Origin of the sequence: Bacteroides sp. 2201st1_D9_2201SCRN_220225 (assembly GCF_040928965.1) — a bacterium.
Lineage (GTDB): Bacteria > Bacteroidota > Bacteroidia > Bacteroidales > Bacteroidaceae > Bacteroides > Bacteroides stercoris.
The window spans coordinates 124,523-147,505 of record NZ_JBCODG010000001.1 but is presented as its reverse complement, the minus strand read 5'-3'; the positions used below and the strand labels follow the sequence as shown (position 1 = coordinate 147,505).

Genomic DNA, 22,983 nt, shown 5'->3' with positions numbered 1-22,983 from the left:
TTTATTTTGAGGCTCACACACTGAGACCTCCACGCCATAAAGATAGGGGTGGTCTTGATTTTTTCATATCCCACTGGCATATAAATCGTGATTTATATCTAAATTTGCCTACTGCAACCAGTAAAGCTTTAAAATATGGAACATCCTCTTTCTCAATTCAGATATTGTCCGAAATGCGGTTCGGAGCATTTCGAAATTCATAATGAAAAATCAAAACAATGCAAGGATTGCGGTTTTGTCTACTATTTCAACTCCTCCGCCGCTACCGTCGCCCTGATATTGAACGGACGGAACGAATTACTGGTGTGCCGCCGCGCCAAAGAACCGGCCAAAGGGACACTCGATTTACCGGGCGGCTTCATAGACATGGCGGAAACCGGTGAAGAAGGCGTTGCGCGCGAAGTGAAAGAAGAAACGGGAATGACAGTGACACAAGCCGAATATCTGTTTTCATTACCGAACATCTATATCTATTCGGGATTTCCCGTGCATACGCTGGACCTGTTTTTCCGCTGTACGGTAGCCGATACCCTGCATTTCGAAGCAATGGACGATGCGGCGGAAGTCTTCTTCCTTCCGCTGAAAGACATCCACCCGGAAGATTTCGGGCTGGGCTCCATCCGTAAAGGCCTGCAAATGTTCCTGGCGGGTATATCCTAAAAAAGCCAAACAAGTGGAACATATTCAAACCAAAACCCGTATTTTTGTAAAAAAGCCCTATTCTATAACCACCGAAGATGAAACATAAAATTTATCGCATAGTATGCACCGCGCTTTGCTGCGCACCTTTGCTCGCCACGGCACAGACGGGCGGGAAAATCACTTCGCCGCAACGGCTGTATGAGGAAGGAGAAAGTCTGTTCCGGCAAAAGGCATTTGCCGCAGCCATGCCTCCCCTACAGGCTTTTATAAAACAAACCGATGCGGAAGGCGCCCCGGTATCCGCTGCCGGCAACAAAGAAGAAGCCGAATACATGCTGGTATGCGCCGAATATGAACTGAGAAACCCCAATAGCATAGAGTTGTTGCGGGAGTATCTCGATACGTATCCCGACACTCCCCACGCCAACCGTATCTGCGCCCTCATAGCGTCCGCCTATTTCTTCGAGGGAAAATATGACGATGCACTCGCCATGTTCAATTCATCCCGGCTCGACCTCCTGAGCAATGAAGAACGGGATGACATGACCTACCGCCTGGCAACCTGCTACCTGAAAACCGGAAATGTGAAAGAAGCCGCCATCTGGTTCGAGACATTGCGCAGCACCGGTTCCAGATATACAGCAGACTGTACGTACTACCTTGCATATATCCGCTACTCACAGCAACGGTACGACGATGCCCTCAACGGCTTCCTCAGCCTGCAAGACAATGCAAAATACGAGGCGCTCGTACCTTATTACATCGCGGAAATATATCTGATTAAAAAGAATTATGACAAAGCGGAAATTGTTGCGCAAAACTATCTCTCCGCTTACCCCAACCAGAAATATACGGGAGAGATGTACCGCATACAAGGTACAGCCGATTATCATTTCGGCAAGTACCATGAAGCAATAAAAGCTTTCGGCAGCTATCTGAAAGACAACGCGGAGCCTGCCCCAAGAAGAGATGCGCTTTATATGCTGGGAATGTCCTACTACCGGACGGGTGTCTACTCGCAAGTTCCGGTTACCCTGGGCGAGGTGACTGCAAACAAAGATGCGCTTACACAAAACGCATATCTGCACATGGGATTGGCTTACTTGCAGCTTGCCGACAAGAACAAGGCACGTATGGCATTTGAACAGGCCGCCGCATCCGATGCCGATTTGAAAATAAAGGAACAGGCATCCTACAATAACGCTCTCTGCATTCACGAAACATCCTACTCTGCTTTCGGCGAGTCGGTTACGGTATTCGAGAACTTCCTGAATGAGTTTCCCAACTCCGCATACGCCGATAAAGTAAGCAGCTACCTGGTAGAGGTGTATATGAACACGCGCAGCTACGATGCCGCACTCAAGTCCATTGAACGCATTACGCATCCCGGCAGGGCCATTTTGGAAGCCAAGCAGAAGATTCTGTTCCAGTTGGGTACCCAATCCTTTGCCAATACACAGTTTGAGCAGGCAATCGGCTGCTTCAACCAAAGTATTGCCTTAGGCGGGTATAACCTGCAAACAAAGGCCGATGCCCTTTATTGGCGGGGTGAATCCTATTACCGGCTGAACCGCATGCAGGAAGCCGCCCGTAATTTTAACGATTATCTGTCCCTTACCCCACAGAAGAATACGGAAATGTATGCCCTTGCCTACTACAACCTGGCATACATAGCTTTCCATAAGAAAGATTATGCAACGGCGCAAGACCGTTTCCTGAAATTCATCCAACTGAGAAAGGCCGGAGACGCAACCGTTCTTGCCGATGCGTACAACCGTGTCGGCGACTGCTACATGCAGGTCCGCCGCTTCGACGAAGCCAAACAGTACTATACCCGGGCAGAGAATCTGGGTACGCCTGCCGGTGACTACTCCTACTATCAACTGGCTCTGGTGTCGGGTCTGCAAAAGGACTACGATGGAAAGATTACGCTGCTGAACCGGCTGGCCGACAAATATCCGAATTCGCCCTATGCCGTCAGTGCACTTTACGAAAAAGGCCGTTCGTATGTGCAGGGCCGCAATAACAGTCAGGCCATCGCAACCTTCCGGGAACTGCTGAACAAATATCCCGAAAGCCCCGTCAGTCGTAAGGCTGCCACCGAAATCGGACTGCTGTACTATCAGAATGATGATTACAACCGCGCCATCGAAGCCTATAAATACGTTATCACCCAATATCCGGGCAGCGAAGAAGCACGTCTTGCCATGCGCGATTTGAAATCCATTTATGTGGAAGCCAACCGCGTGGATGAGTTTGCTGCGCTTGCCGCCCAAATGCCGGGTGCTATCCGCTTTGAACCCAATGAGCAGGATTCGCTGACCTATATTGCCGCGGAAAAGGTGTATATGAAAGGGGAAATCATCCCTGCAAGGGAAAGTTTCACCCGTTACCTGCAAAGCTATCCGAACGGAGCTTTCAGCCTGAACGCGCATTACTATCTGAGCCTCATCGGAAAAGAGCAGAAAGATGAAACCGGTGTATTGGAGCATACCGGCAAACTGTTGGAGTATCCGGACAGTCCGTATTCGGAAGAGGCCTTGCTGATGCACGGAGAAATCCTGTTCAACCGCAAGGAGTACAAACAGGCTCTGGCAGACTACAAGCAACTGCAAGCCCGCGCCACAACCGCCGAACGCCGGCAACTGGGTGTCACCGGCATATTGCGATGCAGCGTGCTCTTGAAGGATGACATAGAAGTGATTCAGGCCGCAACCGCTTTACTGGCCGAAGCCAAACTGACTCCCGAACTGCAAAATGAAGCCTTATACTACCGCGCCAAAGCCTATCTGAACCAGAAAGCGGTGAAAAAGGCGGCAGACGACCTGAAGCTTCTGGCAAAAGACACCCGTACATTATACGGTGCGGAAGCCAAATATCTGTCGGCACAGTTGATGTACAATGCCGGTGAGTATGCCGCAGCCGAAAAGGAAATACTGAACTTCATCGACCAGAGCACCCCGCACGCCTACTGGCTGGCACGCAGCTTTATCCTTCTGTCCGATGTATATGTCGCTATGGATAAGAAACTGGATGCACGCCAATATCTGCTGAGCTTGCAACAAAACTATCATGCCGATGATGATATCGAACGTATGATTCAAGAAAGACTGGAAAAGCTGAAATAAAAGAATGCAATGAATATGAGAAAAATACAATATATCCTCAGCGGAATAACGCTGATAACCCTACCTTTGGGCATCCATGCCCAGCAACAGGCCAAAGACTCCACCGTAAACCGTACAGTTGTTGTGGAACAGGAATATACCCCCGATATTCCGGATGCGTCCAAAATAAACGTGCTCCCCCAAGTGGAAGCGCCGACTGCCAATAAAAAGGCTGTGGAATACGATGTAACTCTCGTGCCTGCCAATACCATACCTGCAACTGTCATGCAGGCATATACCGGCAAGGAGACGCAAGCCAAAACACATCCCGGATATATCCGTTTGGGTTATGGCAACTATGGCAATCTGGACGCACGCGCCGGCTATCTGTTCACATTGTCCGACCGCGACCGCCTCAACCTGAATTTCCGGATGAACGGTATGGACGGCAAACTCGATTTACCCGACAACGACGGCAAATGGAATTCCTACTACTATCGCACTCATGCCAATATGGATTATGTGCACCGCTTCAGGAAAGCAGACCTGAACGTTGCGGGCAACTTCGGATTGAGCAACTTCAATTTCCTGCCCGATGCAGCCGTCAGAAAACAGAAGTTCATTTCCGGTGACATTCATTTCGGAGTGAAATCCACGGATACGGAACTGCCCCTCCGGTTCAATGCCGAAACAAACCTGATGCTTTACGAACGTCAATACGATTCCGGTTTCTTGAACAGCCGGGAATACATCGTCCGCACCAAAGCACTGGTCACAGGCGGCATATCAGACGAACAGACCGTAGGCATAGGCTTTGCAATGGACAATGTGCTGTACAAGAACAATCATTTTGAGAACTACACCTCTCTCGGTCTGAACCCGCATTACCGCTTGGAAAACGATGATTGGAAAATACGTATCGGCGCCCTGGTGGACATGACCTTCGGTTTCGGAAAGAAATTCCGGGCAGCCCCCGATGTAGCAGTGGAATACAACTTCTCGGACAGTTATATCCTCTATGCACAGGCCAAAGGCGGGAGACTGCAAAATGACTTCCGCCGTTTAGAAACATTCTGCCCGTACGGACAGGTTTCTTCACAACCGGATGCCACTTACGAACAAATAAATGCCGCCATCGGCTTCAAAGCCAGTCCGGCAATCGGCTTATGGCTGAATCTGTACGGCGGATATCAGAACTTAAAGGATGATTTGTTTTTCCAACCGGCAGATTTAGAATCCGCTGCCAATGAGTACAGTCCGATGCTTTCCATCGGCCAATGGAACACAAGCAACATCTACGCCGGCGCCGAGATACGCTACGGCTATAAGAACGTATTTTCATTCTCCGCTACCGGAGTTTACCGCAATTGGGATGCAAAGGATGACAACCAGTCCAATGCCGGTGCCTATGCCCTCGTTTACAAACCGGCCTTTGAAGCTGATTTGCACATAGATGTGCATCCCGTATCCGCTTTACTGCTTAACCTCGGCTACAGGCATATTTCGCGCGAGAAGGTGGAAGGAAACAAAGTCAATGCGGTCAACAACCTCTATGCCGGCGGCAACTACGAATTCTTTAAAGGCATATCCGTTTACGCTCGCATAGACAATTTATTAAACCAGGATTATCAATATTATTGGGGATACCCCACCGAAGGCATCAACTTTACCGGAGGTGTAAGTTTTAAATTCTAATAGCCAAAATCAAAGACATAACCAACAAAATAGGTCATTTTTGCTAAATTCTCCTTATATTATAAGGTGGAAAGTTTGTTTTTTCCTACTTTTGCGGGCAAATTAGTGGCTGGAGTCACTATAAAACAGAAATTTATGCAGAAAAACCTTGTCATTGTCGAGTCTCCGGCAAAAGCTAAGACTATCGAGAAATTCCTCGGGAAAGACTATAAAGTCCTTTCCAGTTACGGTCATATACGCGATTTGAAGAAAAAAGAGTTCAGTATTGATATTGATAAAGATTTCAAACCGCATTATGAAATTCCTGGAGATAAGAAAAAGGTTGTAGAAGAGTTGAAAGCCGAAGCCAAGGAAGCGGAAACCGTATGGTTGGCATCCGATGAGGACCGCGAGGGAGAAGCGATTGCATGGCATTTATACGAAGTGCTGAAACTGCAACCGGAGCATACCAAGCGTATCGTTTTCCACGAAATCACCCAAAGCGCCATTCTGAAAGCCATCGAGCAACCGCGCAATATCGACATCAATCTGGTAGATGCCCAACAGGCGCGCCGTATTCTGGACCGTATCGTAGGTTTTGAACTTTCACCCGTATTGTGGAAAAAAGTGAAACCCGCACTCTCTGCCGGGCGTGTGCAATCGGTAGCAGTCCGCCTTATCGTAGAACGCGAGCGCGAGATACAGGCTTTCCAATCGGAAGCATCGTATCGGGTGACCGCCGTATTCCTCGTGCCCGATGCCGACGGCAAACCGGTGGAAATGAAAGCCGAGCTGTCGCGCCGTATCAAGACCAAAGCCGAAGCTCAAAAATTTCTGGAAAGCTGCCGGTCAGCCTCTTTCACCATCCATGACATTTCTACCCGGCCGCTGAAAAAAAGCCCTGCCGCTCCTTTCACTACATCTACTTTGCAGCAGGAAGCTGCCCGCAAATTAGGATTTACAGTAGCACAGACCATGATGGTAGCCCAGCGGCTGTACGAATCGGGAAAGATAACCTATATGCGTACCGACTCCGTCAACCTGTCCGAACTGGCGGTCAACAGCAGCAAAGCGGTCATTGCCGACATGATGGGAGAACGCTATGTATATCCGCGTCATTTCGCCACCAAAACCAAAGGCGCTCAAGAGGCTCACGAAGCCATTCGCCCTACGTATATGGAAAATGCCAAGATAGAAGGTACGCCGCAGGAAAGAAAACTGTACGACCTGATATGGAAGCGCACGATAGCCTCTCAAATGGCAGATGCGGAAGTTGAGAAAACGACCGTAAGCATCGGCATCAGCAACGAAGCGGATACGTTCAATGCAACCGGAGAGGTTGTAAAATTCGACGGTTTCCTCCACGTGTATCGCGAGTCCATCGACGAAGACACGGAGCAGGAGGATGAAACCCGTCTGCTGCCCCCTTTGAAGAAAGGACAGGTCTTGCATCACCAGAGCATTATTGCCACGGAACGCTTCACGCAACATCCGCCCCGTTACACCGAAGCCAGCCTTGTACGCAAATTGGAAGAACTGGGTATCGGCCGTCCTTCCACATACGCCCCTACCATTTCAACCATACAGCAACGCGGCTATGTGGAGAAAGGCGAAAAGAGCGGGGAAGAGCGCTCTTACAACATACTTTCATTGCAGGACAGCAAGATTACGGACGTTACGCAAACGGAAATTACAGGAGCCGAAAAAGCCAAATTGATGCCTACCGATACAGGTACGGTAGTCAATGATTTCCTGATGGAATATTTCCCCAACATACTCGACTATAACTTTACTGCCAGCGTTGAAAAGCAGTTCGATGAGATAGCCGAAGGAGAAAAGAAGTGGACCGCCATCCTGAAGGATTTCTATAAAGATTTCCACCCGTCCGTGGAAAACACGCTTGCCACCAAGAATGCCCACAAGGCCGGCGAACGTATCTTAGGCGAAGAACCGGGCAGCGGCAAACAGGTATCCGTAAAAATCGGCCGTTTCGGTCCCGTTGTACAAATCGGTACTGCCGGAGACAACGAAAAGCCACGCTTTGCCCAACTCAAGAAAGATATGTCCATTGAGACAATAACACTGGAAGAAGCTTTGGAACTGTTCAAGCTTCCCCGCACCCTGGGCGAATATGAAGGCAAGACAGTAACCATAGGAACCGGACGCTACGGACCTTATGTACACAACAACGGAATGTATACCTCACTTCCAAAGACAATAGATCCGCTGGAAATAACATTGGCAGAAGCTATTCAGCTCATCCGGGAAAAGAAAGATGCCGAAGCCCAGAAACATATCAAGAAATTTGAAGAAGAACCGGAGCTGGAAATATTGAACGGCCGTTACGGACCGTATATTTCTTATAAAGGCAGCAACTACAAAATCCCGAAGGACATTATCCCGCAGGATTTAAACCTGGATGCATGCAGGGAAATCATCAAACTGCAGAGCGATCCCGATGCACCGAAAGCCAAACGCGGCAAATACGCCAAGAAGAAAAAGTAAAGAAGCCATAAAAAAGAAAGCCCTCTCCGCAAATTGCAAAGAGGGCTTTTTCATATGATAAAATATCTCGATTACATTCTGTCGGGAACCTCAATGCCAAGCAATCCCATTCCCAAACGTACCACCTTGGCTACATTCTCGGACAAGGCAAGACGGAATATCTTCACAGCCTCATTCTCCTCACGCAATATGCTGAAGTCATGATAGAACTGGTTGTATTCCTTCACGAGGTCGTAAGTATAGTTAGCAATCAAAGAAGGGCTATAATCCTCACCCGCCTGCTTCACAATAGCGGCAAAGTCTGCAACCATCTGTATCAGGCCTTCCTCTTTCTCGCTCAATTCAATACCGGCCGGAAGTTGTGCAGGAACGGAAATACCGGCTTCTTTCGCTTTACGGAGAACCGACTGGATACGGGCATACGTATACTGGATGAAAGGTCCTGTATTACCATTGAAATCAATGGATTCCTTCGGATTGAACGTCATATTCTTGCGGGCATCCACCTTCAATATGAAATATTTCAATGCGCCTAAACCGACAATACGTGCAATATTATCAGCCTCCTCTTGGGTCAGACCATCCAGCTTGCCCAATTCTCCGGAAGTTTCCTTAGCGGTATTAATCATTTCAGCCATTAAGTCATCGGCATCCACAACCGTACCCTCACGGCTCTTCATCTTACCTTCGGGCAGTTCCACCATACCGTAGGAGAAGTGAACCAACCCTTTGCCCCATTCGAAGCCCAGCTTATCAAGCAGAATGGAAAGCACCTGGAAATGGTAGTTCTGCTCGTTGCCTACCACATAAACCATCTTGTCAATGGGGAAATCGGCAAAGCGCAATTTGGCCGTACCTATATCCTGGGTCATATAAACAGAAGTGCCGTCGGCACGAAGAAGCAATTTGTGGTCGAGCCCCTCTCCGGTCAGGTCGGCCCATACGGAACCGTCTTCTTTGCGGTAGAAGAAGCCTTTCTCCAAACCTTCCATAACCTTCTCCTTGCCCTCCAGATAAGTTTCCGACTCGTAGTAAATCTTGTCGAACGTAACGCCCATCATACGGTAGGTCTCATCGAAGCCTGCATATACCCAATCATTCATCTTCTTCCACAGAGTACGGACCTCAGGGTCGCCGGCTTCCCACTTCACCAGCATCTCACGCGCTTCTTTCATCAAGGGAGATTCCGCTTCGGCTTTTGCCTTGGCCTCTTCTTCGCTCATGCCTTCACTCTGGAACTTCGCCATCAGCTCTTTTACCTCAGCCTTATAATGCTTGTCGAAAGCCACATAATAGTCACCTATCAAATGGTCGCCTTTCTTGCCGGACGATTCGGGAGTTTCACCGTTACCGTACTTCTGCCAAGCCAACATTGACTTACAGATATGAATACCGCGGTCGTTCACTATATTTGTCTTAACCACCCTGTTGCCATTGGCCGAGATGATATTCGCCAACGCATTGCCCAACAGATTATTACGGACATGTCCCAAATGGAGCGGCTTATTGGTATTGGGCGAAGAATACTCAATCATCACCAGCGGAGAGTTATCGGTTGCAGCAACAATGCCGTACTTTGCATCCGCATGAATTCCATTCAGCAACTCAATCCATGCCGAAGAAGCGATTGTCAGGTTCAAAAAGCCCTTGATAACATTGAATGCCGATACCGACGGCTCGTTTGCCTGCAGATATTCGCCAATTTCCTGTGCGGTCTGCTCCGGTCCTTTTTTAGACATACGGAGAAAAGGGAAAACGACCAGGGTAAGGTGTCCCTCAAATTCTTTCTTGGTTTTCTGCAACTGTATCTGTGCAGCCGGAACATCCTGACCGTACAGCGCTTTCAGTCCGCTCATTACGGACGCTACCAACTTCTGTTCTATATTCATGATTCAAATGTATTTTCTGCGTACAAAGATACGAACTATTTTTAATTCCATAAAAAAGGAGACGTTGTATGCGCCTCCTTTTCTCAAGTTTTATTTATGATTGATTTTATTCGATAGTCAATTCCGAACCCGGTTTGAACTTAGCGACTTTTTTCGCCTCAATCTGAATAGGTTTCTTTGTTGCCGGATTGATGCCAATGCGTCCGGCTCTCTCCATTACAGAAAAAGTGCCAAAGCCAACCAATGCGACTTTATCACCTGCCTTTAATGCTTTTGTTACCGATGCAATAAATGCATCCAATGCTCTTTTTGAATCGGCCTTTGACAAACCGCCTTCCGCTGCCATTGCGCTAATAAGTTCTGACTTATTCATAATACGAATGATTAATTAATTGTTACACAAAAGAAAAATTCCAATGCTACTTCCTACAAAAATAGAGCAAAAATTCTGAATATCAAATAAAAACATTAAAAAAAGGGCGGAAAACAGAGAAAAAGAAAGAATAGGAGTTCCTTTTTCTGTTATAGAACAGAATTTATTCGTATTTTTGCCAAATAAAGCGAAAAAAACAGATTATGAATACTATACCGACAGTAACCAAAAACCTTTTAATCATCAATGTACTGATGTTTCTCGGCACAATTGTGGCACAGAGTTACGGCATTGATTTAAACAACTACCTGGGACTGCACTTTTTCCTTGCCGGAGATTTCAATGCAGCACAGTTGATTACTTATATGTTCATGCACGGCGGATTTACCCATCTGTTCTTCAACATGTTTGCCGTTTGGATGTTCGGCCGTATACTCGAGCAGGTCTGGGGGCCGAAACGCTTCCTGTTCTACTACCTCGCATGCGGCATCGGTGCAGGGCTTATTCAGGAGCTTGTACAATACATCCATTACGAAACGGTGCTTTCCGCATACGACAGTGTCAATACCGGGTATTCCATCATCCCCATGGAAGAATATCTCAACATGATGACTACCGTCGGAGCCTCCGGGGCCGTATATGCCATCTTGCTGGGATTCGGCATGCTGTTTCCCAACCAACCGATGTTCGTCTTTCCGCTACCGTTTCCTATCAAAACCAAGTATTTCGTTATCGGATATGCCTTGATAGAATTATTCTCGGGACTTGCCAACAATCCGGGCGACAATGTGGCGCACTTTGCACATTTGGGCGGTATGATATTCGGATTCATTCTAATAATGTACTGGAGAAAAAAGGACAGAGGAAATGGCTACTATTATAACTGATTTAAAGGAATCGTTCCGTAGAGGAAACATCTACATCCAACTGATTTATATCAATGTAGGAGTATTTATCTTCACTACACTGACAGGAGTCATATTGCAGCTCTTCAACCGGAGCCTCGGCGGAGTGTTCGAATGGCTGGAACTGCCCGCTTCACTGCCCCGCTTCATCATCCAGCCCTGGTCTGTCCTGACGTATATGTTTATGCACGCAGGAGTCCTGCATATTCTTTTCAATATGCTTTGGCTGTATTGGTTCGGTGCCTTATTCCTGAACTTTTTCTCTGCCAAACACTTACGGGGAGTATACATCTTAGGCGGAATCTGCGGCGGACTGCTTTATATGACCGCCTACAACATCTTCCCTTATTTCCATCCGATGACGGAATACTCTTTCATGCTGGGAGCATCGGCATCCGTACTCGCTATCGTGGCGGCTACCGCCTATCGGGAACCTGACTACCCGATACGCCTTTTCCTTTTTGGAACCGTACGCCTGAAATATCTGGCATTGATTGTTATCGTAACAGACCTGTTATTCATCACATCCAGCAATGCCGGCGGACATATCGCCCATTTAGGCGGAGCGTTGGCAGGTCTGTGGTTTGCAGCCAGCCTCAGCAAAGGCGCGGATATCACTGCATGGATTAACAAGTCTCTGGACGCTGTCACTGCCTTGTTCAGCTTCAAGCCCCGCAAGCCCAAGATGAAGGTCCATTATGGAACCGAAAGACAGAAAGATTATAACTATAACGCCCGAAAAAAAGCTCAATCCGATGAAATAGACCGTATCCTCGACAAATTGAAAAAGTCCGGATATGAAAGTCTCACAACGGAAGAAAAGAAGAGCTTGTTCGATGCAAGTAAACGATAATGTATGTATGAAGCATTTCGGTAATTTTGTCGCCCTGCTGATTGTAGCGGTCAATGCTTTATTCACGGGTCTTTTGCTGTTGGTGGCATACAGTCCTTACATCCAACCGGCAACGCATCCGGTACAATCCTGTCTCGGACTGACCTTTCCGGTCTTTGCACTTATCAACGGCGGCTTTCTGATTTTCTGGCTGGTTATACAACGATACAAGACAGCTTTGCTGCCGTTAACCGGTCTCCTGTTATGCTACTCGCAGCTACGGACCTATCTGCCCCTTAATTTTCACACCACCGAGCTTCCCGAAGGCAGCATAAAACTCCTGTCTTACAACATTATGGGTTTTGACGGTGCTTACAAAAAAGACGGGAAGAATCCGATACTCACCTATCTGAAAGAGAGCAATGCCGACATCCTATGCCTGCAGGAATATGCATCCGACGAATCTCCCCGCCACCTCACGCAGAGAGACATCGAACGGGAGTTGAAAGATTATCCCTACCGCCGCATCAACGTCGTAGGCAGCGGCAGCGGCTATACCAACAGGATAGCATGTTACTCCAGATTTCCCATTCTATCCGCACGTGTCCTGGACTATGCAAGCAGCTACAACGGCTCCGTACTGTATGAACTCAAACTGAATGAAGATACGATTACCCTTATCAACAACCATTTGGAGTCCAACAAACTGACAAAGGCCGATAAAGACATTTACGAAGAAATATTGAAAGCTCCCGAAACGGAAAAAGTGAAAAGCGGCGCACGGCTGTTGCTGCATAAACTGGCGGAAGCATCCGCCATCCGCGCCCCGCAGGCAGACACCATTGCACGGGAGATAGCATCTTCCCGGCATCCGTCCGTCATCGTCTGCGGAGATTTCAACGACACTCCCATTTCATACGCCCACCGCATCATAGCGCAAAATCTGGATGATGCTTTCACCCAGTCGGGACGCGGACTGGGAATCTCCTACAACCAGAACAAATTCTATTTTAGGATAGACAACATATTAATCAGCAAGAACCTGCGGTCGTACAACTGTACGGTAGACCGTTCCATAAGAGAGTCCGATCATTATCCGATATGGTGCTACATAGCCAAACGGCAATGACGTTCCCTGCCAAGATGAAATTATCAATAAACTACTCATTATCTAATACTCTGACTTTATGTTTAAAAGAAGTATTCTAATTTTAGCTGCAAGTTGTATGATGTACTCCTGTGCCAACCAAACGGAAAGCAATCCGTTCCTCACCGAGTTTCAAACCCCGAACGGTGTTCCGCCTTTCGACAAAATCAGGCTGGAACACTACGAACCGGCATTCCTTCAGGGAATAGAAGAGCAAAATGCCAATATCCGGGCTATTGTCGACAATACCGAAGCGCCGGATTTTGAAAATGTAATCGTTGCTTTTGACAACAGTTCACCCATACTCAACCGAGTAAGCGCCATCTTCTTCAACATGACGGATGCCGAGACCAGTGACGCCCTGAACGAACTTTCCATAAAGCTCGCTCCGGTACTGTCCGAACATGGAGACAATATATCGCTTAACCAGGCGCTATTCAATAAAGTACAGGCCGTTTACCAGAAAAAGGATTCGTTAAACCTGACCACCGAACAACAAAGACTTCTGGACAAAACATACAAAGATTTCGTACGTTCCGGCGCCAATCTTTCTGCCGAAAAGCAAGCCTGCCTGCGCGAGATAAACAAGCAGCTCTCCACGCTGGGCATCACTTTCAGCAACAATATCCTGAACGAAAACAATGAGTTCATGCTCTTTGTAGACAAGCAGGAAGACCTTGCCGGGCTTCCCGAATGGTTCCGCCAAAGCGCTGCCGAAGAAGCAAAAGCAGCCGGACAGGAAGGCAAATGGCTGTTTACGCTGCACAACGCCAGCCGTCTCCCGTTCCTGCAATATTCAGCCAACCGTCCGTTGCGCGAGAAAATATACAAAGCTTACATCAACCGCGGCAACAACAACGACAAGAACGATAACAAGAAAATCATTACCGACATCGTCAGTCTGCGTCTCGAAAAAGCCCGCCTGTTAGGCTTCGACTGCTATTCCAACTTCGTACTGGACAATACGATGGCAAAGAATTCGGCCACAGTAATGGAGTTCCTGAACAACCTGTGGAATTATGCCCTGCCTAAAGCCAAGGCCGAAGCTGCCGAACTCCAGAAGCTGATGGACAAAGAAGGCAAAGGCGAGAAGCTGGAAGCCTGGGACTGGTGGTATTATACCGAGAAGCTCCGCAAAGAAAAGTATAACCTCGAAGAGGACCAGATCAAACCCTACTTCAAATTGGAAAACGTACGCGAAGGCGCTTTTGCCGTTGCCAACAAACTCTATGGCATCACGCTGACAAAACTCAACAATATCCCTGTCTATCATCCCGATGTAGAAGTCTTCGAGGTAAAAGATGCAGACGGCTCGCAACTGGGCATCTTCTACGTAGACTACTTCCCGCGTCCCGGCAAGAGCGGCGGAGCATGGATGAGCAACTACCGCGAACAGAAAGGCGACATCCGTCCGTTGGTGTGCAACGTAGCCAGCTTCACCAAACCCGTTGGCGATACCCCCTCCCTGCTCACAATGGATGAAGTGGAAACCCTTTTCCATGAATTCGGCCACGGACTGCACGGACTGCTGACCAAATGCAACTACCTGGGCGTTTCCGGCACGAATGTAGTGCGCGATTTCGTAGAACTTCCGTCACAAATCAACGAACATTGGGCCACTGAACCCGAGGTATTGAAGATGTACGCCAGACATTACCAGACCGGCGAAGTCATCCCCGACAGCCTCATCGAAAAGATACTGAAACAAAAGACATTCAACCAGGGTTTCATGACCACCGAGTTGCTGGCAGCCGCCATTCTCGACATGAACCTGCACAACCTGACGGATACGAAAGGTATCGATGTCGTAGCCTATGAAAAAGAAGCTATGGACCAACTCGGTTTAATCCCCGAAATAGCTCCCCGCTACCGCACCACCTATTTCAATCACATCATAGGCGGCTATGCCGCAGGCTATTACAGCTATCTGTGGGCAAACGTGCTGGACAACGATGCTTTTGAGGCATTCAAGGAACACGGCATTTTCGACAAGGCAACCGCCGACCTTTTCCGCCGCAATGTGCTGGAAAAAGGAGACAGCGAAGACCCGATGACACTCTACAAGAATTTCAGAGGGTCAGAACCGCAATTAGAGCCGATGTTAAAAAATCGCGGTATGAAGTAAGAATTGTGAAAAAAAAGCTATATTTGCAGCCTTATATACAATAGAAATCAATTAAAAAGTAATCATAATAAACTAAAAGTAACATGCAAAACAAAGGATTTGTAAGGGTTTTTGCGATATTGCTCACACTGGTGTGTGTGTTCTATCTCTCCTTCTCTTTTGTGACCCGCCATTACGCCCATAAGGCTAAAGAGTTCGCAAAAGGCGATGTGAAAGTAGAACAGGACTACCTCGATTCTCTGTCAAACGAGAAAGTGTGGTTCGGCAATTGGACGCTGAAACAATGTCGTGAAATGGAGATCAGTTTAGGTTTGGACTTGAAGGGTGGTATGAACGTCATCCTGGAAGTGTCGGTACCCGATGTCATCAAGGCATTGGCGGACAACAAGTCTGACGAAGCATTCAACCAGGCACTGGCCACTGCGGCAAAACAGGCTACTACCAGCCAGGACGACGTTATCACGTTGTTCATCAGAGAGTATCACAGAATCGCTCCGGATGCTTCACTCTCACAACTGTTCGCTACCCAACAGCTAAAGGACAAGGTAAACCAGAAATCTTCCGATGCAGAAGTTGAAAAAGTATTGCGCGAAGAAGTAAAGGCAGCCGTTGACAACTCATTCAACGTACTCCGTACCCGTATCGACCGCTTCGGTGTGGTTCAGCCCAACATCCAGAGCCTGGAAGACAAAATGGGACGTATCATGGTGGAACTTCCGGGTATCAAAGAGCCTGAACGTGTAAGAAAATTGCTACAAGGTTCTGCCAACCTGGAATTCTGGGAAACATACAACGCAAAAGACGTTGCTTCGTACCTGCAATCGGCTGATGCCAAATTGCGTGCAATCCTGGCTACCACAGAAGACGCAGCAGAAGCAACAGACAGCGTAGCTGCCGAAGCTCCCGCCGTAGCGCAAGCTACCAGCACTACCGACAGCCTTGCCGCAGCACTGAAAGGTGAAAGCAAAACACAGGCTGCCGACCTTGAGCAAATCAAGAAAGAACATCCGCTGCTGGCAGTTCTTCAGGTAAATCCCAGCGGTCAAGGCCCTGTTGTAGGTTATGCAAACTACAAGGATACCGCTGATATCAACAAATACCTCTCCATGCCGGAAATTCAGGCTGAAATGCCGAAAGACCTGCGCCTGAAGTGGGGTGTTTCTCCTTTTGAATACGACCCGAAAGCACAGACTTTCGAATTGTACGCCATCAAGTCTACCGAACGTAACGGACGCGCTCCGCTGGAAGGTGACGTAGTTGTAAACGCCAAAGACGAATTCGACCACTATGGCAAACCTGCCGTAAGCATGTCTATGAATACGGACGGTGCACGCCGTTGGGCACAACTCACCAAACAGAATGTAGGTAAAGCCATCGCCATTGTACTGGACGGCTATGTATACTCCGCACCGAACGTAAATCAGGAAATCACCGGCGGTAACTCACAAATCACCGGTCACTTCACTCCCGAACAGGCAAAAGACTTGGCAAACGTATTGAAATCAGGTAAGATGCCGGCTCCTGCCCACATCGTACAGGAAGACATCGTAGGTCCGTCTTTGGGACAGGCATCCATCAACGCCGGTATCATGTCATTCGTTGTGGCATTGATTCTGTTGATGATTTACATGTGCTCCATGTACGGTTTCATCCCGGGTATGGTTGCCAACGGCGCTCTGATATTGAACTTGTTCTTCACACTGGGTATCCTCTCATCCTTCCAGGCAGCTCTGACGATGTCCGGTATTGCCGGTATGGTACTGTCGCTCGGTATGGCTGTGGATGCCAACGTATTGATTTACGAACGTACCAAAGAAGAGTTGCGTGCAGGTAAAGGTGTCAAGAAAGCACTTGCCGACGGTTACTCCAATGCTTTCTCCGCAATCTTCGACTCTAACCTGACATCTATCATCACAGGTATCATCCTGTTCAACTTCGGTACCGGTCCTATCCGCGGTTTCGCCACGACACTGATTATCGGTATCCTGATTTCATTCTTTACCGCTGTGTTCATGACACGTTTGTTCTACGAGCACTTCATGAACAAAGACAAGTTGCTGAACCTGACATTCTCTACGGGAATCTCCAAGAACCTGATGGCGAATGTACACTTCGACTTCATGGGCAGAAACAAACTCTGGATGACGCTGGCAGGTGTAGCGGTTGTAGTTTGCATCGGCTTCCTCAGCATCCGCGGTTTGAGCCAGAGCATCGACTTCACCGGCGGACGTAACTTCAAGGTACAGTTTGAGAACAAGGTAGAACCCGAACAGGTACGCGAATTGATTTCCAGCAAGTTCGGCGATGCCAATGTCAGTGTCATCGCTATCGGTGCTGACGGCAAGACCGTACGTATCAGTACCAACTACCGTATCGAAGAAGAAGGTAACAACATCGACTCCGAAATCGAAGCATACCTGTACGAGACCCTGAAGCCGTTGCTGACCCAGAATATCACGCTGGAAACCTTCATCGACCGTGAGAACCATACGGGCGGCAGTATCATCAGCTCACAGAAAGTAGGTCCGAGTATTGCAGACGACATCAAGGTATCCGCTATCTGGTCTGTTGTATTGGCATTGATTGCTATCGGTCTGTACATTCTGCTCCGTTTCCGCAACATTGCCTACTCTATCGGTTCCGTATGTGCACTGGCCTGCGACACGATTATCATTTTGGGCGCCTACTCCATGTTCTGGGGCATCCTGCCGTTCTCTTTGGAAATCGACCAGACGTTTATCGGTGCTATCCTGACGGCTATCGGTTACTCAATCAACGATAAGGTGGTAATCTTCGACCGTGTACGCGAGTTCTTCGGTCTCTATCCGAAACGCAACAAGAAAGTATTGTTCAACGATTCACTGAACACGACTCTGGCACGTACCATCAATACCTCACTGAGTACGTTGATTGTATTGCTGTGTATCTTCATCCTCGGTGGTGATTCCATCCGCAGCTTCGCGTTCGCCATGATTCTGGGTGTTGTATTCGGTACACTGTCTTCTCTGTTCGTTGCATCTCCTATCGCTTACATGCTGATGAAGAACAAAAAAGATACAGAACAGGCAGTAGCTGTTGAAGAAGCAAAATAATTCCTATTATATAAATAGGATAAAAATAAGAGAAAGAGGAAATCCCGGTGTGACGGGGTTTCCTCTTTCTCTTTTCTACAGAATTTTACGGATACTCCTCTACAGCAGCAGGAAGTTCCGCACACAAAAAAAGGACGTCCGTATCATAACAGACATCCTTTCGTAGCTCCGAGGGGAATCGAACCCCTATCTAAAGTTTAGGAAACTTCTAATCCAACTTTGAGTATCAGTCACTTGCGAGACTATTTCAATTTTTCGTAGAACTATAGTAGAACTTTTGCATTTTTGTTGAATACCCCTGCCTCTCCAAAAGAAGAATACAGGGGTACAATGCAACACCGATTTTCAGAATCGGTACTGCAAAGATATGACTTTTATTTCAAAGGACAAAGAAAAACCGGGCGCACTTCACAGCGAACCCGGCTCAGAACAAAAGTTCTACTCTATTACTAACACCTAATCATTTCTTTTTCCGTTTCTTCAATTCTATATATTCCGAATACACTATTTTGGTATGGGGATTGCTACTTACAACTTCTTGCCTAATAGCCTTTGTTCCCCATCGGAAAAACAACCATTGCTTAGGCACTCTATGCACTACTTGAAATAGGGTATCTACAGATTGTATGCGTAAATCCAGTTTCTTATCGGGCATGATTAAGCCATCAACATTTATCCACGGGTCTTTCCATCGTATTGCTTGGACTTTAAGATAGGATGTATCACGGTATATAATGCTATCCTTAACTATGGTTTGTACCTCCACCTCCGTTTTTGTTGCATTCGTGGAAGCCGCTTGTAACCTCTTTACTTTCAAGTCAAGTTCCTTAACGGTATTCGTCAAGTCGGCACAATGCTTTTCCACCTCAGACTTGGATAAAGTCAATGCCTGTACAGAAGCAGCGGATTTTCCGGATTCTGTTTGGTAAAATTTTATTTTCTCCAACAAGGCGGTTTGGTTGCCATCCAATCTTTCCTTTTCTGATTTCAACTTGGAACAATAAGCCCATAGCCCAAAGGTAGCCGCCATCAAAAGCCCACAGAGGGCGATTAATATCAAAAACGCTTTATTTCTCATATTCCTTGATGTATTGGATTATACCCTCTACGTGGGTGTTCACAATGTTTTGTTTCCCCTCCATAGATGTAAGGTAAGCAATATCTTCCTTGTTATCCATGAAGAAATTTTCCGTCAATACAGCCGGGCATTTCGTCTTGGAAAGGATGTAAAAATTTTCCTCCCAATCCGGGTCGCCATCCGAATAGTCACGCCTAATCTTTTGCCCGGTAATAAAGCAAGCGGCAGCATCATACATTCGGTTTGCCAGTTCGTCAGCTTTCGTTTTGCCCTTAGTGGTATAGGCAGACCATCCACGGGCATTCATCCATTCGCCATTCCCGGCAGCATTGCAGTGGATGGAAACAAGCAACACGTTATTAGCTCCATATCGGGCGCAAATCTCGTTCACACGCCTTGCACGTTCAGCCAAAGGCACGTCCAAGTTCTCCTTAACAATGCGTTCCGCTACATAGCCACGTTTAGCCAGTTCACGCACGACTTCATCCGCAATTTCTCTTGTATAGGCATACTCCCTGAAAGTTCCATCCGGGCTGCGTTTACCCGGTGTATTTTCTCCATGCCCATTGTCTATAAGTATCTTCATTCTTGATTCAATTTATGGTAAAAATCTATTTTAATTCTGTCATATACCATTTGTACATTGGTATAAGCTCTGCCATTGTTCACCGTTTCCGCATAAACCTCTGACAACACACATTGCTCTACCCATTCAATCCATTCGGGCGAAGTGTAGCTTGACAATCGTTTCCCTCGATACGAATATGCATCAAATCGGCTGTTTCTGTCCTCGTGCATATTCATAATCAAGGTGTGTACTTTCGCTTTCGTGGCTTCACGGTCTGCGATGTGGTTTTCTTCACGCACTTTCTTTATTATACGGCAAACCCTCTCAACGGCAAGGTCAAAGTAAATGCTTGATATGTTTTTTATCCGCAACTGCGTTTCGGGTCTTAACCCCTCTGCAATGTCAGTGAGCATATCATTTTGGGTTTTGGTTTCCGTCAGAAGTTCGGCTACCATAGACTGATTGCTTTTAATCATGTCGTTAATGATAGACTTGAACCACTTGAAACAAGCTACCATAAGTGCAGCCGCCAAACAGAGAAACACAGCGCACACTATCACCATAAAGCCAAAATCGCTTATGCCTTGTGCTACTTTCAAACTTTCTTCCATCATCGGTTTTTCTTATACTTGTTTCGCTTGTAATACTCAAAGTTATCCCTATCCTCCTGCGTGATTGGAGTATTCGGTGGAAAGAACTTAAACCCGTACATCGTTCCATAGCGTACCACTTTGATTACGGCACGAAATGGATATTTGCGCTTCGGGTCTAAAACAACATCTTTCAACTTCTTACTATCAGTATAGAAAGCGGATGCACCGATACCCTCGCCATAGGCGATTAGTGTTCTCGTTCCGTTCTCTGTCTGTCTTTCCTTACATCCCGTAAACACCGTGACCTCATTAATCACGGCATCTACTGAGGTGTATTCACAATCGAAAATATCTTCATTCAAGGATTCGGTTTCCTCAAAGTCCATTACCTCGTTCATAAGTCCATCGGTATATTATAGGTTTCACAATCGGCATCCACCATTTCACGGATAGCCAAACGGTCTTTCAAAAAGTTCTCATAGGGGGATTTCGCACTTTCGGCAAGCAAGCCCAGCATGGCAGACTGATATTCGTTTACCAGCTTACTTTCTGTCTTAGCCGGGTATCTTGCAGTAAGCAACGTGCTGAAAATATTATCAGCCGTTTTTGGATATTCCACCCTCACGCTGTCATATTGGAACATCGTGCCTGTGGCACGTTCCGCATCAGTCGTAATCTCAATGCCACCCTCTTTGTCTGCAATAACCTTAACCTCTTTGATGTTATGGTTATAAAGGAACGTTCCCTGCCCGTTATTAAGAGAATCTATCACCTCCGGCTTAGTCTTAGCCAGCAGCCCTGTAGTCAAAACATTTGCTTCCATCGTTCAAACAATTATTAAAAATGAATTTACTGTGTTCCTCCGAGCATCTGATTATCCAGCCATATTCAGATGGGAAGAAGTGTTTAATATCCGTTTCATCTTTGATTTCGTATTTATTGATGGTGCGGTGGAATTTCTTATAAAACCTTTTCAGAATACCGCTTCTTAGCAATATGCCGTAATGGTTTTGTTTGAATCCCACATAATCAATGCTACGAGCATCAACCGGGAATATCTGCCAGTTGCTTTTAATCTCTACTTTCAATTCGCCACCCAAGTAAAGCCCCATCATGTCGAGTACGAAATGCAGTGCCTCTTTGTCAGCGCATAGTATCACCATATCATCCATATAGCGATAGTAGTAGATTTTCACCCCAAAACGCTTCATCACTATCTTAGCCAGTTCTTCTTTAACCCAATGGTCGAAATATGCTAAATAGAGATTAGCCAAATATTGACTTGTGAAATTGCCTATTGGCAGCCCCTTGTCTTTACCGTTACTATCTATTATCTTATCCAACAGCCTTAACAGTTGTTCATCCGCTATAGTGTAGCGGATTATCCTTTTCAATGCTGCGTGGTCTATGTTATCATAGAACTTCTTGATGTCAATCTTCAAACAGAACCTTGTACCTTTTCTGTCTATGATTAAAGCCGTATGCACATCCTCCATACATTTATGAATACCACGCCCTTTGATACAAGCGTATGTATTCGCAATGAAGAAGTTAGTCCAGTAACGCCCCAACACATTGATAATGCAATGGTGTACTATCCTGTCCGGGAAGAACGGGGCAATCATAATCACCCTTTCTTTCGGCTCATATATAACCTTAATCCGATATTCACCGGGGGTATAAGTTTCATTGCGCAAGTCCCAGTACAAGCTATCCAAATTCTCCAAAATGTTCTCATTGAACTTGGATATTTCGGTACGCTCTCCTTTGCCTTGCTGTGCCTTATATTGCGCCCGTATGAGGTTGGAGCATTCATATATCAAGTGATAAACATTCTTAATTTTCTTAGCTTGGGAAATGAATATCTTTCCTGTATCACCGACATATAAACCGCAATCCTCAAAATCCGAGTATTGATTAAAGCAGGTATCAGCCGTATAACATAACCCGTATTCAGTCTTTACTACACCCATTTGTGCCGTTGTTCTAAAACAGAGCTTTCAATTACTTACTTGCACCGTCCTAATCCATATTATTTTACCAACTATCAGACGTGCCGATAGTCCCTGTGAGGTAAGGGCGTGGCAGCAACAGTTATAAGTTGAAACCACGGTAAAAGCGGAACCCAATGTTCGCATTCGCATTCGAGGAACGATTATTCGCATTCAGAAAACCGAAACCCGCATTCGCACCATTATTCGCATTAGCAGACAAAAGGGCACCAGCCGCCACAACCCTGTTATGTTTTTATTTTTTTCAATCCAACGCCATTTTCGTTGCTCCGTTCACCGAGTTTTGCAGTCCGTCAAAAACGGCACAAGCGGAACCCAATGTGCGCAGTCGCAATCGAGGAACGATAATTCGCATTCAGAAAACCGAAACCCGCATTCGCACCATTATTCGCATTAGCAGACAAAAGGGCACCAGCCGCCACAACCCTGTTATGTTTTTAG

General features: G+C 46.8%; 18 protein-coding genes. 10 read left to right on the top strand and 8 right to left on the bottom strand.

What is annotated here, in order from left to right:
* Positions 1–135 precede the first annotated feature (135 nt).
* From AB5903_RS00700 to topA, 4 genes are all read left to right on the top strand, one after another.
* Positions 136–660, top strand: a complete 525-nt coding sequence (locus tag AB5903_RS00700; RefSeq protein WP_016660862.1) for an NUDIX domain-containing protein — start codon at positions 136–138, stop codon at positions 658–660.
* A 77-nt stretch (positions 661–737) separates the two neighbouring features.
* The gene (locus AB5903_RS00695; RefSeq protein ID WP_272710011.1) at positions 738–3,770 is read left to right on the top strand and encodes a tetratricopeptide repeat protein; all 3,033 of its coding nucleotides are present in this window, start codon (positions 738–740) and stop codon (positions 3,768–3,770) included.
* A gap of 9 nt (positions 3,771–3,779) precedes the next feature.
* Positions 3,780–5,444: a TonB-dependent receptor gene (locus tag AB5903_RS00690; protein WP_368117589.1), complete on the top strand. Its 1,665-nt coding sequence runs from the start codon at positions 3,780–3,782 to the stop codon at positions 5,442–5,444.
* Between the two features lie 135 nt (positions 5,445–5,579).
* Positions 5,580–7,928 carry a type I DNA topoisomerase gene (gene topA, locus AB5903_RS00685; protein ID WP_117902274.1) on the top strand — a complete coding sequence of 783 codons (2,349 nt, stop codon included), beginning with the start codon at positions 5,580–5,582 and terminating at the stop codon, positions 7,926–7,928.
* Positions 7,929–7,999: 71 nt separating this feature from the next.
* Here topA and argS read toward each other — a convergent pair whose 3' ends face one another.
* Together argS and AB5903_RS00675 are read right to left on the bottom strand one after the other, a co-directional pair.
* The gene (argS, locus tag AB5903_RS00680) at positions 8,000–9,817 is read right to left on the bottom strand and encodes an arginine--tRNA ligase (RefSeq protein WP_060385674.1); all 1,818 of its coding nucleotides are present in this window, start codon (positions 9,815–9,817) and stop codon (positions 8,000–8,002) included.
* Positions 9,818–9,923: 106 nt separating this feature from the next.
* The gene (locus AB5903_RS00675) at positions 9,924–10,190 is read right to left on the bottom strand and encodes an HU family DNA-binding protein (RefSeq protein ID WP_005655377.1); all 267 of its coding nucleotides are present in this window, start codon (positions 10,188–10,190) and stop codon (positions 9,924–9,926) included.
* Positions 10,191–10,393: 203 nt separating this feature from the next.
* Between AB5903_RS00675 and AB5903_RS00670 the strand changes: the two genes are divergently transcribed.
* The 5 genes from AB5903_RS00670 to secDF all read left to right on the top strand — a co-directional run bounded on the left by AB5903_RS00670 (position 10,394) and on the right by secDF (position 18,291).
* On the top strand, positions 10,394–11,077 hold the full coding sequence (locus AB5903_RS00670) for a rhomboid family intramembrane serine protease (protein WP_272710009.1): 684 nt from the start codon (positions 10,394–10,396) through the stop codon (positions 11,075–11,077).
* Positions 11,058–11,948, top strand: a complete 891-nt coding sequence (locus AB5903_RS00665) for a rhomboid family intramembrane serine protease (RefSeq protein ID WP_272710008.1) — start codon at positions 11,058–11,060, stop codon at positions 11,946–11,948. Before AB5903_RS00670 ends, AB5903_RS00665 begins: the two co-directional genes overlap by 20 nt.
* A 7-nt stretch (positions 11,949–11,955) precedes the next feature.
* Positions 11,956–13,056, top strand: a complete 1,101-nt coding sequence (locus tag AB5903_RS00660; protein WP_272710012.1) for an endonuclease/exonuclease/phosphatase family protein — start codon at positions 11,956–11,958, stop codon at positions 13,054–13,056.
* Positions 13,057–13,114: 58 nt separating this feature from the next.
* Positions 13,115–15,199 carry a M3 family metallopeptidase gene (locus AB5903_RS00655; protein ID WP_272710007.1) on the top strand — a complete coding sequence of 695 codons (2,085 nt, stop codon included), beginning with the start codon at positions 13,115–13,117 and terminating at the stop codon, positions 15,197–15,199.
* An 83-nt stretch (positions 15,200–15,282) separates the two neighbouring features.
* Positions 15,283–18,291 carry a protein translocase subunit SecDF gene (gene secDF, locus AB5903_RS00650; RefSeq protein ID WP_005655384.1) on the top strand — a complete coding sequence of 1,003 codons (3,009 nt, stop codon included), beginning with the start codon at positions 15,283–15,285 and terminating at the stop codon, positions 18,289–18,291.
* A 460-nt stretch (positions 18,292–18,751) separates the two neighbouring features.
* On the opposite strand, the gene AB5903_RS00645 is transcribed toward secDF, so the two are convergent.
* From AB5903_RS00645 to AB5903_RS00620, 6 genes are read right to left on the bottom strand one after another with little or no spacing between them, the layout of a single operon-like run.
* Positions 18,752–19,369 carry a DUF6549 family protein gene (locus AB5903_RS00645; protein ID WP_044300298.1) on the bottom strand — a complete coding sequence of 206 codons (618 nt, stop codon included), beginning with the start codon at positions 19,367–19,369 and terminating at the stop codon, positions 18,752–18,754.
* Entirely contained in the window at positions 19,359–19,955 is a 597-nt protein-coding gene (locus AB5903_RS00640; RefSeq protein WP_005650556.1) for an N-acetylmuramoyl-L-alanine amidase, read from the bottom strand. The genes AB5903_RS00645 and AB5903_RS00640 overlap by 11 nt, the downstream gene beginning before the upstream one ends.
* Positions 19,952–20,551 carry a hypothetical protein gene (locus AB5903_RS00635; protein ID WP_226766607.1) on the bottom strand — a complete coding sequence of 200 codons (600 nt, stop codon included), beginning with the start codon at positions 20,549–20,551 and terminating at the stop codon, positions 19,952–19,954. The genes AB5903_RS00640 and AB5903_RS00635 overlap by 4 nt, the downstream gene beginning before the upstream one ends.
* Entirely contained in the window at positions 20,548–20,928 is a 381-nt protein-coding gene (locus tag AB5903_RS00630; protein ID WP_005650559.1) for a hypothetical protein, read from the bottom strand. The genes AB5903_RS00635 and AB5903_RS00630 overlap by 4 nt, the downstream gene beginning before the upstream one ends.
* Positions 20,925–21,353 carry a hypothetical protein gene (locus tag AB5903_RS00625; RefSeq protein WP_005650561.1) on the bottom strand — a complete coding sequence of 143 codons (429 nt, stop codon included), beginning with the start codon at positions 21,351–21,353 and terminating at the stop codon, positions 20,925–20,927. Before AB5903_RS00625 ends, AB5903_RS00630 begins: the two co-directional genes overlap by 4 nt.
* Complete coding sequence (locus tag AB5903_RS00620) at positions 21,316–22,503, bottom strand: reverse transcriptase/maturase family protein (protein ID WP_008642534.1); 1,188 nt, start codon at positions 22,501–22,503, stop codon at positions 21,316–21,318. Before AB5903_RS00620 ends, AB5903_RS00625 begins: the two co-directional genes overlap by 38 nt.
* 155 nt (positions 22,504–22,658) lie before the next feature.
* Here AB5903_RS00620 and AB5903_RS00615 point away from each other — a divergent pair.
* Positions 22,659–22,983, top strand: a 325-nt coding sequence (locus tag AB5903_RS00615; RefSeq protein WP_368117588.1) for a hypothetical protein, incomplete at its 3' end; no start/stop codon positions are given.